The 13160-nt window shown below is 60.6% G+C and carries 13 protein-coding genes; 5 read left to right on the top strand and 8 right to left on the bottom strand.

The window, feature by feature from the left end; translation table 11 throughout:
* Window position 1: 1 nt before the first annotated feature.
* Both fdxH and fdnG read right to left on the bottom strand, forming a co-directional pair.
* On the bottom strand, window positions 2-952 hold the full coding sequence (gene fdxH, locus NTU39_RS09030; protein WP_150665632.1) for a formate dehydrogenase subunit beta: 951 nt from the start codon (window positions 950-952) through the stop codon (window positions 2-4).
* A gap of 9 nt (window positions 953-961) precedes the next feature.
* On the bottom strand, window positions 962-4030 hold the full coding sequence (gene fdnG / locus NTU39_RS09025) for a formate dehydrogenase-N subunit alpha (protein ID WP_150665633.1): 3069 nt from the start codon (window positions 4028-4030) through the stop codon (window positions 962-964).
* A gap of 216 nt (window positions 4031-4246) precedes the next feature.
* Here fdnG and NTU39_RS09020 point away from each other — a divergent pair, with 216 nt between their 5' ends.
* From NTU39_RS09020 to NTU39_RS09005, 4 genes are read left to right on the top strand one after another with little or no spacing between them, the layout of a single operon-like run.
* On the top strand, window positions 4247-4906 hold the full coding sequence (locus NTU39_RS09020; protein ID WP_246184682.1) for a paraquat-inducible protein A: 660 nt from the start codon (window positions 4247-4249) through the stop codon (window positions 4904-4906).
* Entirely contained in the window at window positions 4903-5547 is a 645-nt protein-coding gene (locus NTU39_RS09015) for a paraquat-inducible protein A (protein ID WP_046291353.1), read from the top strand. The genes NTU39_RS09020 and NTU39_RS09015 overlap by 4 nt, the downstream gene beginning before the upstream one ends.
* Window positions 5540-7204 (top strand): PqiB family protein, encoded by a 1665-nt coding sequence (locus NTU39_RS09010; protein WP_150665634.1) that lies wholly within the window; start codon window positions 5540-5542, stop codon window positions 7202-7204. Before NTU39_RS09015 ends, NTU39_RS09010 begins: the two co-directional genes overlap by 8 nt.
* A complete protein-coding gene (locus tag NTU39_RS09005; RefSeq protein ID WP_257959690.1) occupies window positions 7201-7920 on the top strand; it encodes a PqiC family protein in 720 nt (239 codons plus the stop codon). Before NTU39_RS09010 ends, NTU39_RS09005 begins: the two co-directional genes overlap by 4 nt.
* A 118-nt stretch (window positions 7921-8038) precedes the next feature.
* Here the strand turns inward: NTU39_RS09005 and NTU39_RS09000 are convergent, their stop codons facing one another.
* Genes NTU39_RS09000 through NTU39_RS08980 form a run of 5 tightly spaced genes read right to left on the bottom strand, consistent with a single transcriptional unit; the run spans window position 8039 to window position 11506 of the window.
* Window positions 8039-9025, bottom strand: coding sequence for an aromatic/alkene monooxygenase hydroxylase subunit beta (locus tag NTU39_RS09000; protein WP_257959689.1), 987 nt, complete (start codon window positions 9023-9025; stop codon window positions 8039-8041).
* A 12-nt stretch (window positions 9026-9037) separates the two neighbouring features.
* Window positions 9038-9352, bottom strand: a complete 315-nt coding sequence (locus tag NTU39_RS08995) for an MmoB/DmpM family protein (protein ID WP_150665637.1) — start codon at window positions 9350-9352, stop codon at window positions 9038-9040.
* Between the two features lie 19 nt (window positions 9353-9371).
* Window positions 9372-9707, bottom strand: coding sequence for a monooxygenase system ferredoxin subunit (locus tag NTU39_RS08990; RefSeq protein ID WP_257959688.1), 336 nt, complete (start codon window positions 9705-9707; stop codon window positions 9372-9374).
* A 7-nt stretch (window positions 9708-9714) separates the two neighbouring features.
* A complete protein-coding gene (locus NTU39_RS08985; RefSeq protein ID WP_150665639.1) occupies window positions 9715-9975 on the bottom strand; it encodes a toluene-4-monooxygenase system B family protein in 261 nt (86 codons plus the stop codon).
* 25 nt (window positions 9976-10000) lie between these two features.
* Window positions 10001-11506, bottom strand: coding sequence for a ferritin family protein (locus tag NTU39_RS08980; protein WP_257959687.1), 1506 nt, complete (start codon window positions 11504-11506; stop codon window positions 10001-10003).
* 480 nt (window positions 11507-11986) lie between these two features.
* Here NTU39_RS08980 and NTU39_RS08975 point away from each other — a divergent pair, with 480 nt between their 5' ends.
* Window positions 11987-12457, top strand: a complete 471-nt coding sequence (locus tag NTU39_RS08975) for an ester cyclase (protein ID WP_150665641.1) — start codon at window positions 11987-11989, stop codon at window positions 12455-12457.
* 64 nt (window positions 12458-12521) lie between these two features.
* Here the strand turns inward: NTU39_RS08975 and NTU39_RS08970 are convergent, their stop codons facing one another.
* The gene (locus NTU39_RS08970; RefSeq protein ID WP_150665642.1) at window positions 12522-13139 is read right to left on the bottom strand and encodes a LysE family translocator; all 618 of its coding nucleotides are present in this window, start codon (window positions 13137-13139) and stop codon (window positions 12522-12524) included.
* Between the last annotated feature and the right edge of the window lie 21 nt (window positions 13140-13160).

Here is a 13160-nt window from a genome sequence, read left to right as displayed (position 1 = left end):
GTCAGACCTCCTCGTGCGTGACAACACCCTTCTGGCCGTCGGGACCGCCTCCCTTGCGGGATGCATCGTACCGGCGGGCTTCCTCTTCATCTTCCTCGGTCGTTTCGTTCGGACCGGTCTTGATGTAGTGGAAGAAACCGGCAATCGCCGTGAGCGCCATCGCAGCCACGCCCAGCGGTTTGGCAATACCCTTCCAGAACGTCACCATCGGACTGATGCGCGGGTTGTCCGGCAGACCGTGGTACAGCGACGGCTTGTCGGCATGATGCAGCACATACATCACGTGCGTGCCACCCACGCCCGCCGGATCGTACAGCCCGGCGTTGTCGAAGCCCCGCGACTTCAGGTCTTCGATACGCTCGGCTGCCTGATCCTTCATGGCGTCCTTGGTGCCGAACATGATCGCCCCGGTCGGGCACGTCTTCACGCAGGCCGGCTCCAGCCCGACTGACACGCGGTCGGAACAAAGCGTGCACTTGTACGCCTTGTGATCCTTCTGCGAGATACGCGGGATGTTGAACGGGCACCCGGTAATGCAGTACCCGCAGCCGATACAGGCCTCTTCGTGGAAGTCGACGATGCCGTTCGCGTATTGCACGATCGCACCCGGCGACGGGCAAGCCTTCAGACAGCCCGGGTCCTCGCAATGCATGCAGCCATCCTTGCGGATAAGCCATTCGAGGTCGCCCTTCGGGTTCTCGTACTCGGTGAAACGCATGAGCGTCCACGAGTCCGCCGTCAGATCGGCCGGGTTGTCGTACACGCCGACGTTGGTCCCGACCTCGTCGCGCAGGTCGTTCCACTCCATGCACGCCGTCTGGCAGGCCTTGCAGCCGATGCACTTCGAGACGTCGATGAGTTTGGCGACGTCGCCCGTGTGCGCTTCACGCACCGAGGGCGACGGCAAGGTCGTTGCCGAGCGCCGTTTGATATCCAGTGATTGCAATGCCATGGCGCCTCCTTAGGCCTTCTCGACCTTCACGAGGAACGACTTCACCTCGGGTGTCTGCGAATTCGCATCGCCCACAATCGGCGTCAGCGTATTCGCGAGGAACCCGGGCTTGGTCAACCCCTTGAAGCCCCAGTGAATCGGAATCCCCACATGGTGAACCGTCTTACCGTCGATCTTCAGCGCACGCAGGCGCTTCGTAACGACTGCCTTGGCCTTGATGTAGCCCCGGTTGGACGACACCTTGACCATGTCGCCCGCGACGACCCCGACTTCCTTCGCAAGCGCCTCGCCGATTTCGACGAACTGCTCGGGCTGGATGATCGAGTTCAGCAACGCGTGCTTGGTCCAGTAGTGGAAATGCTCGGTCAGGCGATAAGTCGTTGCCACATGCGGGAAGTGCTCGGCCGTCCCCATCGTCGCCAGATCGTCCGGGAACACGCGGGCACCCGGGTTTCGCGTGGCCTTCGGTTGCTTCGGATGGAACGGGTTGTAGCCCAGCGGCGTCTCGAACGGCTCGTAATGCTCCGGGAACGGGCCCTCTGCCATGGCCCCCTTGGCAAAGAAACGCGCCACGCCTTCGGGGTTCATGATGAACGGACTCATGCCACCGGCCGGATCCTCGTCGACCTTGAAGTCAGGCACGTCGGCACCGGTCCACGCTTTGCCGTTCCAATAGACCAGCTTGCGCTTCGGGTTGAACGGCTTGCCCGCGAGGTCGGACGACGCACGGTTGTACAAAATGCGACGGTTCGCCGGCCACGCCCACGCCCAGTTCAGCGTCTGACCGATGCCGGTCGGGTCGCTGTTGTCGCGTCGCGCCATCTGGTTGCCCGCCTGCGTCCAGGCGCCGGCGAAGATCCAGCAACCCGACGAAGTGCTGCCATCGTCCTTGAGTTCGGCAAACCCGGACAACTGCTCGCCAGCGCGGCGCGTGACCTTGGTCGGATCCTTCGGATCGACGATGTCCTTGAGCGCCCGGCCGTTGTACTCCTTGGCGAGTTCTTCGGGCGACGGGCTCTCCGGCTGGGCGTACGGCCATGACAGATTAACGATCGGGTCGGGGTACTTGCCACCCTCCGTCTTGTACATCTCGCGAAGGCGCAGGAACAGCGCCGACATGATTTCGATGTCGGTACGCGCCTCTCCCGGCGGCTCGCCGCCCTTCCAGTGCCACTGCAGCCAGCGTCCGGAGTTGACCAGTGCGCCGTCTTCTTCGGCGAAGCAGGTCGTCGGCAAACGGAACACTTCCGTCTGAATCTTGCTGGAGTCGACGTCGTTGTGCTCGCCGAAATTCCGCCAGAACTCCGACGTCTCCGTCGCGAGCGGGTCCATGATGACGAGGAACTTGAGCTGGGCGAGCGCCTTGTCCCACTTGACCTTGGCCGGGGTCGCCGCGATGGGGTTGAAACCCTGCGCGATGTAGCCGGTCATCTTGCCCTTGCTCATGAGCTCCTGCACTTGCAGCATGTCGTACGGCTTGTCGAGCTTGGGCAGATAGTCGTAGCCCCAGTTGTTCTCGGCCGTGGCGGCATCGCCCCACCATGCCTTCATCAGGCTCACGTAGAACTTCGGGTAGTTCTGCCAGTAGCTGAGCTGGTTCGGACGCAGCGGCTTTTGCGTGCGCGCCGTCAGATATTGCTCGACGGTCTGCTCCGCCTGCTTGGGCAGCGACATATAGCCCGGCAGCAGATCGGTCATCAGCCCCAGATCGGTCAGTCCCTGGATGTTCGAGTGACCGCGCAGCGCGTTCATGCCGCCGCCCACCGCCCCGATATTGCCCAGCAGCAACTGCACCATGGCACCGGTACGAATGATCTGCGAGCCGATCGAGTGCTGCGTCCAGCCGAGCGCATACAGGATCGTCATGGTGCGCGTCGGGGTGGAACACTCAGCGATCTGCTTGTAGATGTACTCGACCTTATCCGCCGGTGTGCCACACACGCGCTCGACCATATCGATGGTGTAACGCGAGTAGTGCTGCTTCATCAGTTGGAACACCGTACGCGGATGTTGCAGCGTCGGGTCAGTGAGGACGTAACCGTCCGCGCCCTTCTGGTAATCCCAGGAGGACTTGTCGTAGGTATGTTTCTCGTCGTTGTAGCCCGAGTAGATACCGTCTTCGAACGAGAACTCGTCTTTCACCAGGAAGGTGAAGTCGGTGTAGTTCTTGACGTACTCGTGCTGAATCTTGTCGTTCGTGAGCAGGTAATTGATCAACCCGCCGAGGAACGCAATGTCCGTGCCGGTACGGATCGGGGCGTAATAGTCCGCGACCGATGCCGAACGGTTAAAGCGCGGGTCGACGACGATCAGGCGCGCCTTGTTGTGCGCCTTCGCCTCGGTCACCCATTTGAAACCGCACGGGTGTGCCTCGGCTGCGTTGCCGCCCATGATGAGTACCAGATCCGCGTTCTTGATGTCGACCCAATGGTTCGTCATCGCTCCACGGCCAAACGTCGGGGCAAGACCTGCCACCGTCGGGCCGTGTCAGACACGTGCCTGGTTATCGAATCCCAGCATCCCGGTACTGCGGATGACTTTGTGCGTGATGTACCCGACTTCGTTGCTCGACGCCGAAGCGGCCAGCATGCCGGTGGTGAGCCAACGGTTGACCGTGAGGCCGTCGTCCGTCTTTTCGACGAAGTTGGCATCGCGGTCGGCCTTCATCAGCTTGGCGATGCGATCGAGCGCGTCGTCCCACGAAATACGTTCCCACTTGTCGGACCCCGGCTTACGGTACTCCGGATGCGTGAGACGGTTCGGGCTGTGGATGAAGTCGATGAGGCTGGCGCCCTTCGGGCACAACGTGCCGCGATTGACCGGGTGGTCGGGGTCGCCTTCGATGTGAAAGATGCTCTTCTTCGCATTCTTCGCACCGTCGCCGTAGCTGTACATGAGCAACCCGCAGGCCACGGAACAGTACGGACAGGTATTACGGGTCTCGGTCGCTCGCGCGAGCTTAAACTGACGGACCTCCGCCAGCGCCGCGTCGGGCGCGAACCCGAGCATTGCCAGGCTGGACCCTGCCAGCGTTGCGCCACTCACTTTGAGGAACTGACGCCTGGACATATTAAGCATGGGGGAATTCTCCTCAAATTTTGGGTAACTTTGCGGGAGTGTGTTGAGTATAGAGCAAACAAGTAATGATTTCCGTGACTTAGCACAAACCATGCCGCATATTGCGTTGAGCGCCATTGCGGCTGATTACATGGGAACTTCCTTGACATTTTGGTATTCTGAGCGTCACTTTGGTCACCGTCCCCGGTAATGGACACATTGCCCCCTGAAGATGACGTGACGAACCTGATCGCATGTCCGAATTGCGACACGCTCCACCGTCGCATGGACCTGCCGCCGCGCGAGACCGCTCGCTGCGTGCGTTGCCACTCGGTTCTTTACCGCTCCCCCGACCTGCGCCTGTCGCGCGTGCTCGCGCTCAGTCTGACGTGCGTGATCGTGTTCGCCATCGCCAACGCGTTCCCCATCGTCGAGATCGAGGTGCAGGGCATTTATACCGAGACGACGCTCGTGGGTGCCGCCTGGGCGTTGTATCGCGAGGGCATGTGGCTCGTCGCGCTGCTCGTGTTCGCCACGACTGTATTGTTTCCCCTGTCGCAACTGCTCGCGCTGATCCATTTGGTTGCACCGCTTTCGATCGGCCGACGGCCCTATGCGGTCTTCCAGGTAATGCGCGCCATCGAGTTCTGCCGCCCCTGGGGCATGATCGAAGTGTTCATGCTCGGGGTACTGGTTTCGCTGGTCAAACTCTCGGCCATGGCGAGCGTGTTGCCGGGCATTGCGCTGTGGGCGTTCGGCGCGCTGACGATGTTGCTCGCGCTGGTGCTGTCGTACGATCTGCGCAATCTGTGGATCGTGATCGACCGCACGCCGGACCCGGCGGTGGAAGCGCTGAAGGCGCAGAAGGCCAGCGAATCCCGGACGGTGACGCGATGAAATATCTCTCGGCCAAAGCGGCGGGACTGGTCGCCTGCCACGTCTGCGGGCGTCTGTCGCGCGAAGTGCAAACCGTCGAAAAGGAGCGTTGCCCGCGATGCGGCGCGGTGCTTCATCAGCGCAAAGTCGACAGCCTCACGCGCACCTGGGCCTTGCTGATCGCAGCGGCGATCCTGTACATTCCCGCCAACGTCCTGCCCATGATGCAGACGCGCTCGCTGCTAGGTAACTCCAGCGACACGATCATGAGCGGCGTGATCTATTTCTGGACGAGCGGCGAGTACGATCTGGCCATCGTCGTCTTCACAGCGAGCATTCTCGTCCCGATGCTCAAGCTCATTGCCTTATCGCTGCTGTGCTTTACCGCGCAGCGCGGCACCCGCTGGAAACCGCACCAACGCACCAAGCTGTATCACATGGTCGAGTTCATTGGACGCTGGTCCATGCTCGACGTCTTCGTCGTCGCGCTGATGGTGGCGCTCGTGAACATTCAGTCGCTGGCCGTGATTCAGGCCGGTCCGGGCATCGTGGCTTTCGGCTCCGTGGTCGTGCTCACGATGGTGGCCTCCATGCAGTTCGACCCTCGCCTGATCTGGGATCAGATCCGCGACGACGATACCGAACAGGACGATCATGACTGACCCGAAAGACTCGCAAGACCCGAAAGCCGTGCCACCGCCCGGGGCGGGCAATCTGCCGACGCCGGCCATCGAACCGCGCAAGCGTTGGGCGCCCTCGCTCGTCTGGCTGATTCCGCTGGTCGCCGCCGTGATCGGGCTGTCGCTGGTGGCCAAGGTGCTCATTGAGCGCGGTCCGAGCGTGACCATCGACTTCAAGACGGCCGAGGGACTCGAAGCGGGCAAGACCAAGGTCAAGTACAAGGAAGTCGATATCGGCACGGTCAAGAGCATCGAACTGTCGGAAGACCTCTCGCATGTGCGTGTCACCGTCGACCTCACCAAGAACGCGAAGAACTTCGCCGTGAAGGATTCGCGCTGGTGGGTCGTGCGCCCGCGTGTGGCGGGTGGCAGCGTCTCCGGCTTGTCGACGCTGCTCTCCGGGGCCTACATCGGTGCAGACGCCGGCAAGGCCAAGGACTCCGCGAACCACTTTGTCGGACTGGAAGTGCCGCCGGTCGTCTCAAGCGGCCAGCCGGGCAAGCAGTTCGTGCTGCACGCGAGCGATATCGGCTCGCTCGACATCGGCTCGCCGATTTACTACCGCCGCATTCAGGTCGGTCAGGTCGAAGCGTTCGCGCTCGATTCGGACGGCAAGGGCGTGACGCTGCGCGTGTTCGTGCAGGCCCCCTATGACCAGTACGTGGGGTCCAATACGCGCTTCTGGCACGCCAGCGGCATCGATCTGCGACTCGATTCGAGCGGCTTCCAGGTCAATACGCAGTCGCTCGCGTCGGTCGTGATCGGCGGCATCGCCTTCCAGGCCCCGAGCGACTCGGGCGCTGGCGTCATGGCCAAGGCCGGGCAGGAATTCCGTCTGGCCCCCGACGAAGCCACCGCCATGAAGGCCCCCGACACGCACCCGGTGCGGGTGGTGTTCCGCTTCCAGCAGTCGCTGCGCGGGCTGGTTGTCGGTGCACCGGTCGACTTCCGGGGTATCACGCTGGGTGAAGTGACGTCGATCGGCGTGGAGTTCGATCAGGCCACAAAGCAGATCAACATGCCGGTGACGGTCGACGTCTATCCGGATCGTCTGCGCCGTCGCGATCCGAAGAACAGCGTGCCGCCGACGGAACTGAACAGTCACCGGATTCTCGACGCCCTCGTGCAGCGCGGCCTGCGCGGCCAGCTGCGCACCGGCAATCTGCTGACCGGCCAGTTGTACGTGGCGCTCGACTTCTTCCCGAACGCGAAACCCGCCAAGGCCGAGATGGTCGACGACGTGCTGACCATGCCGACGGTGCCCAATACGCTCGACCAGTTGCAGCTTCAGATCGCCGACATTGCCAGCAAGCTCGACAAGATTCCGTTCGACAGCATCGGACAGAATCTGGACTCGACGCTGCGCAAGCTCGACAAGACGATGGATAGCGCACAAGGGCTGTTCCGTCAGCTCGACGGCGAGATCGCGCCGGAAGCCAAGGCCACGCTGGGCGAAGCGAAGAAGAGCTTCGGTGCGGCCGAGCGCACGCTCTCCGAAGACGCGCCTGTGCAGCAGGACGTCCGTCAGGCCATGCAGGAACTGACGAAGACGCTGCGCTCCCTTAACACCCTCGCCGACTACTTGCAGCAACATCCCGAAGCGTTGCTGCGCGGCAAACCGAAGGACCCGCAACCATGACGAGGCCGACCGACATGACCCGTAGCCCGCGCCTGCGTGCAGCGCCGATGGACGGCGACATCTCCGCCCTGCCCGCGATAGCCGGGAAAGCAGGACTCGCCGCTGTGGCAGCCCTCGTGCTGGCGCTTACCGGCTGTGCCTCGCCGTCGTCCACGTTCTATACGCTGACGGATGCGGGTGCCGGGACAGGTAGCGCCGCCGCGAACGCCAACGCCACTACCGGCGCGGCAGCTCCGGCAACACCGTACGCTTTGGAAGTGTCGCCCGTGGCCGTGCCCGAACAGGTCGACCGGCCGCAGATCGTCGTCACCCGTGGTGGCGGACGCGTCGATATTCTCGAGGAATCCCGCTGGGCTGCCCCACTCAAGACCGAGCTGACGTCGACGATCTCTCGCGATCTGACACAGCGTCTGGGCGCGATGGACGTCTATGGCTTGCCCCGTGCCGACGGGCTTGCGGTCTATCGCGTGTCGACGTCGGTCCAGCGGTTCGAATCGACGCCGGGCGAACAAGCGGCGCTCACGGCCGTCTGGAGTGTGCGAAAAGTGCCGGGCGATATCGTGCTGACGTGCCGCTTCTCGGGGACGGAGCCCGCCGCGTCGGGTATCGCAGACGTTGTTGCGGCGCAGCGCAAGCTCGTCGACCGTCTTGCGGACGGCATCGGCAACGCCATCGCCACCAGCGCACAGGGTGCAACGCCCCGCTGCCAGAACTAGGAAGCCGTTGTGAAATCGGTAGCCGTTCTGCGTCTGCGCGGCGGCTGCCACCAGCTTTATCCCGCGCCTCACGGTCGTGGCTCATCCGAAGCCGTGTTCAATCCCGGCCTTCTGGCCCTCAGAAGCCGATCGAGCGCCTGAAGTTGCGCGTTGCGACGCTCGCCTCCACGCCCGCGCCCGGTACATCGGGGAGCGCCGCGCAGTAGGCCTCGATCGCCTCATCGGCCATAGATACCCATTTGTCCAGCCACCCAGCAATGACGGCGCGGTTTGTCTCCTGCTCCAGCGCCATTGCCACCAGCTTCACAGCCCAGCGATGCTGTCGCTGGACATCGGCCAGTTGAGCATCGGTCAACAGACCCAACAGGGTATCCCCGTTATTTCTGCCGGCTTGCCCAAGGCCGCGCAACACCGCTTCTTCTACCGCAGGCCGAACGACCAGGTTCAGCGCCACGAAGCTTTCGCCCCAATCCCAGGCGACGAGCGCCTGCTCGATAAGCCGACGCCAGCCCTGCCACGCGAGATCCTGCTCCCAATACCGGCGCTCGTCGCGACCGAAACCGAGATCCTTGAACGTGTACGACAACTCCTTAGTCCGATAGGCGGTGTGCGTCACCCAACGAAAAGAGTCGGCCATCTGGAAAACTGCACAGTTCGCGATGGTCGACGCGGGGGCGATATGGGCCAAATAGCCGGCCCCCATCTGCAGCGCGTGAAATAGGAAGCGCGCCGGCGTATAGAGTCGCGCCAACGTCTCGGCCCACGGATGCGCCAGCAAGGCATCGTGACCTCGGGTTGAGAACTGATCCAGCAGCCCATAAACGTAGGTCTCCTGCCCATCCTGCAACAGGTTGTAGGTGCGATAGACGGTCTCGTCCGGATCTCGAAATGTCCCCCAGTTCGGATGCGTCAATGCGCCCGCGTTGCGATACCGCTTGAACCACTGCGCCGTGCCGATGTTTGAGTCCAGCTCAAACGGCGCCTCGGGGTTGGCAAGGGTGAAGATGAGGTTGGTCGAAACGACCTCGTATTCGCTCGGTTTGCGTCGCCGTTCCGCCAAATGACTCCAGGTCTTCAAAGGCTTCAGGACTTCGGAATGTTCCATTCTTGCTTCTCCTTAAAGCGTTTTTTTGTAATAGAAGCGGACATGATCGTCGTTTGTCTCGATGTTGCCTGCAAACGAGCCGAGATTGACTTCCAGTTCCGCCATTCGGAATGGACGGCCAAGGGCCGCCTCCACAGTGCTGCGGCGCAGGATCAACTCCACCTCGGCGCCGATCCGTACGTAGGCGCCTCTGTCATCGACGCGAATCGTTTTGCCTGGATTGTCTTCACGCGCAGCCTCGATGATTCCGGCCGTGATGTCGCTGGCCCGAAGTACCGGCCCGACCCAATTGTTGCGCTTTGGGCTGCTCGCTTTGTCGATAGTCATGACGGGGTCCTATCCAGGTTCAGGAATGAGAAAATCGGGGCTCAATACCATCGACAGCCACCAGAACGTCATCGCCGTCGAGCTTGAGCGTGTATTCGGCAAGCTGGCAATCGTCGGGATTGATGCCTTTGCCGGTATTAGCGTCGAAAGTCCATTGATGGGCCGGACATTTCAAAGTGCGACCGTCGAATTGCCCCCCTGCGAGTCGGAAACCCTGGTGAGGGCAGATTCCCTGGAAAGCGCGCGGCGTCGACCCTTCCGGCCAGACCAGAATAATCACGTGGCCTTGCACCGTGACATCGATCAGATCGCCCTCCCAGAAGTCATCGAGGGAGCAAACCTTCTCAAATTTCATAATCGACTCACTGGTCGCAAAAAATAAACTCGAGCGCGTCCATCGGCTTGATATCCGTTTCGCTCAACTTTGCCTGACGTGGGTAGAGCGCGTCGCTGCCTTGGCGTCTCACCCTGATGACCTTGCTCGGTTGCGGCGCAACCCGTCGACCAACAGAATGATGGCCCGCCTCCGCCGCTACTTCATCCATGGTGTGTTCTATATCCACAAGGACGAGCTGCAATACGACGTCGCCTTGAAAGTTGGAAATGATGGGAAAAGTCGCCATGTGTACGCTCCGTTTGCTTTCGACCTCAAATAGCCTGCTTGACGTAGGGGTTGTCGCGGTAGGCTTCGACCCAGGCGTAGTTGTGCGCGTCATCACCCATTTCGCCGGGGGCTATGCTCATATACTTGAGAGTACCGTTCAGATCGGGAGGCTGAATCTGGCCAGCGAGCAGCCGGTCCACCAACGAAAGATGATCTCGATAGCGTGTCGGGTCTTGTTGAAAAACCCACCGATCGATTTCCGAGCCAAAATGGTAGACACGGCCGTTGTAATCAAGCGGATGGTCCTTTAGGTTCCATCCGTTGCCCGGCATCGCGCATATCGGCAGTTGGCTCATGTTGCAGACGACCGGCATCACCTCGGGCAATGTCAACTCGCGTTTACCGGCGAGCAGGTTGTCGATAATGACGTCCCAGGCTTTTCCGAACGTGTCGTTCCAGCCCGGATACTTCTCCTCGAGCCAGTCACGGCACTCATGCGTTACGCCCGCCGCCGGGTTCCACCAAACGATCGGACGCCAAAACCAAGTACAAAGTTGGTATGCATGGTGCTGATATTCGCACTCAGCGATCATTCGATCCCAATACCATGGCAAGGACAGGCCAGACTCGAGGAGTGAGCGTTCAAATTGCCCGAGGATCCACTCCTGAACAAACTCCTTGAATGATTGTTTCCGGTGTTCCAACGGCGTCCAATAGTCCATCGAGTTGCCGGATAGATAGCAGAACTGGCGCCACATGCGCGCGAAGGCAACGTCCACGAGTTTTTGCGCGTGGGCCTTATGGCCATTGGCAATCAGTATCCGCACCACCGGCTGGCCGATCTGCGCGTGGCGAGCCTCGTCGGTCTGAATACTCGAGATCAAGTTCGCAAAGCTGAAATCGCCGACCTCAGTTGCATCGGCGGCCAGGCCGAGGAACTGCAGATTGGAAAAAGCCGTCTCGAATGCCAACGTCAGCGTCACTGCGGCCTCTGTCGCGCTACGTGCGAGCGATATATCGTCACCGCCATGGCGCACCGCGATGGCAATCGCCTGATTCGTGTGGCAGGCCTTGTGCGCCCAATCGAACTGCCGGTCTTTCGGGCAATAATCGTGCGAAAAATATAATTGCAACTGCGTGTGCCGCAGTTCATCGAGCACACCGAAAGTCGCCATGTTGCGCATGCCGGGCGCGCGCCCAAATCGGACGATTCGCCCATTCGTGCACAAACCGGTGTACTCCAGGAAAATAGCGCAGCCGTAGTGCGCTTTCATAAGCGATAACCAGCCAGGTTCCGCTTCGTCCAGCATGCGGCTACGCTCCAACGCCGCCCTCACTGAGTAAACACCGGCATCCTTTTCTCGTTGGAGGCGCACGTACTCCGGGTATGAAATCTTGTACGGCTCATCATAAATTTCCCAATTTTCCATTGGAATACCTTGATCACCGGTCATGACTTCCGGAAAAAGCTCGGACTCAGGGACATACGTTGGTGTCCAGTTCGTCGATCGGGCGATGTCATACCATTCCGCGCGCTCTAGCAGTGCCATGGCTCAATATGGGCATTTCCCGATCGAGAGGGTTTCGCGAGCAAAATCCAGAGAATTTTGATCTTCATCACTATTGCCTTTTGCCGATCCCCAACACAATCTTTCTATACCCAATCCTTTTAAAAGGTCAGTCAATATAAATTGGACTATGAAAATCCGACTTATTCACGTGAGCTCACGCGATTCGAAGTTCCATTAATTTCTCAATTGCCATGAGAATGAATGCTAGTACAGCGAACGCCACCATCCCGCCCGCAAAACGCGTTTTTGGGACATTCGTGAGATTCCATTGGTTAGCACTGATCAAGGCGTTATAAAACGAGGTCGATTTCAATATTTTTTTTGTAACCCACTTTAAAGCGCCACAGTCCCAAATCCGAAACCCAACGTCGGTCCGTATGGAAGCGACGACTATGCTGCTATTCGGGCCATCGAGTAGTAGCGATGATCCTTCCGAAACCAACTGTGAGGACCTTTCCGATGAGCAAAGAAGAGCAGAACAAGGGTGTCGTCCGTCGCTGGATGAAGGACTTCTGGGGCGAGAATGTCGATATTTCGGTGGTCGAGCAACTCGCGGCGCCGAACATGCGAATCAAGTATTCGTTGCTCAAGCAGGGCGCCTGCGGTCGAGAGGGGGTCAAGAACTTCCTCGCCGGCTGGCGCGCCCTGTTCCCTGACTCGAAATTCGTGTTAGACGATTTGATCGCACAAGGGGACTACGTCATCACGAAGTGGAATGGTGGGGGCACCCACACGGGACCATCATTCGATGGCTTTGAAATGGAGTGCTGTTTGCCCGCTGCAACTGGCCGCAAGCTCCACTTCACTGGCGAATCCGTGTACAGGGTGATCGACGGCCAGATCGAGGAAGAGCTCGGCTTCGACGATGCTGTGAGCGCGATGACCCAACTCGGGCTGTTCAAGGCGACCGCTAGTAAACACGACGGTTGATGCCACGCGAAACGACGTGCCCGTAGCGAGCTAAGTCCGATTACGACCGGCAGCGGGCACTTGATTAACGTAATGCCTGTCGGATGCCCAGCGCGATCATGAGCCCGCCACAGGTCAGGTCGATCCATGCCTTCACGCGGCGATACGCCGTCGCAATCGACGCGTGCGACAGCACGAGCGCGACGGCCCCGTACCAGCACGTCGCCGATGCACCGACGGTCGCCAGCATGGCGAAGAACGTCGGCGTGGATACGTGGGTGGGCACCGCCGAAGAAAACACCGCCGCATAGAAGGCGATGGACTTCGGGTTGGCGATATTGGTGGCGATGCCTTGCACGAACGCGCCGCGAAACAGTAGCGCCTTCGGTGGATGACTTTCGGCCGAAGGGGTCGCCCGCGCCGACACGACGAGCCGCAGCCCGAACCAGACCAGATACGCCGCGCCAACCAGCTTGACGCCGACGGCGAGCCACGGGAAAACCGCGAACACCGCGCCGAGACCCAGCATGGCGCACGTCGCCCAGAACAAATTCACCGTCACGATGCCAGCGACGAGCGCGAGCGCATCGGCACGGCCGCCGGTGACCGCCTTGTGGGTGATGGCGACGAAGTTTGGCCCGGGGATGACCACTGCGACCATATAGATACCAAAGACCGTCACAACAGCAGACCAATCAACCATTTGTCGCCCCAGTGGGTTGTA

This window comes from Pandoraea commovens (assembly GCF_024704525.1).
In the GTDB taxonomy this organism is placed as follows: Bacteria; Pseudomonadota; Gammaproteobacteria; order Burkholderiales; family Burkholderiaceae; genus Pandoraea; species Pandoraea commovens.
Note: the sequence above shows the minus strand (reverse complement) of the source record. Positions and strands in the feature narration are given on the sequence as shown.

Coding starts and splice junctions, on each gene's coding strand:
- fdxH (WP_150665632.1), bottom strand. CDS start 952: ATGGCATTGCAATCACTGGATATCAAACGGCGCTCGGCAACGACCTTG.
- NTU39_RS09015 (WP_046291353.1), top strand. CDS start 4,903: ATGAAATATCTCTCGGCCAAAGCGGCGGGACTGGTCGCCTGCCACGTC.
- NTU39_RS09010 (WP_150665634.1), top strand. CDS start 5,540: ATGACTGACCCGAAAGACTCGCAAGACCCGAAAGCCGTGCCACCGCCC.
- NTU39_RS09005 (WP_257959690.1), top strand. CDS start 7,201: ATGACGAGGCCGACCGACATGACCCGTAGCCCGCGCCTGCGTGCAGCG.
- NTU39_RS09000 (WP_257959689.1), bottom strand. CDS start 9,025: ATGGAACATTCCGAAGTCCTGAAGCCTTTGAAGACCTGGAGTCATTTG.
- NTU39_RS08995 (WP_150665637.1), bottom strand. CDS start 9,352: ATGACTATCGACAAAGCGAGCAGCCCAAAGCGCAACAATTGGGTCGGG.
- NTU39_RS08990 (WP_257959688.1), bottom strand. CDS start 9,707: ATGAAATTTGAGAAGGTTTGCTCCCTCGATGACTTCTGGGAGGGCGAT.
- NTU39_RS08985 (WP_150665639.1), bottom strand. CDS start 9,975: ATGGCGACTTTTCCCATCATTTCCAACTTTCAAGGCGACGTCGTATTG.
- NTU39_RS08980 (WP_257959687.1), bottom strand. CDS start 11,506: ATGGCACTGCTAGAGCGCGCGGAATGGTATGACATCGCCCGATCGACG.
- NTU39_RS08975 (WP_150665641.1), top strand. CDS start 11,987: ATGAGCAAAGAAGAGCAGAACAAGGGTGTCGTCCGTCGCTGGATGAAG.
- NTU39_RS08970 (WP_150665642.1), bottom strand. CDS start 13,139: ATGGTTGATTGGTCTGCTGTTGTGACGGTCTTTGGTATCTATATGGTC.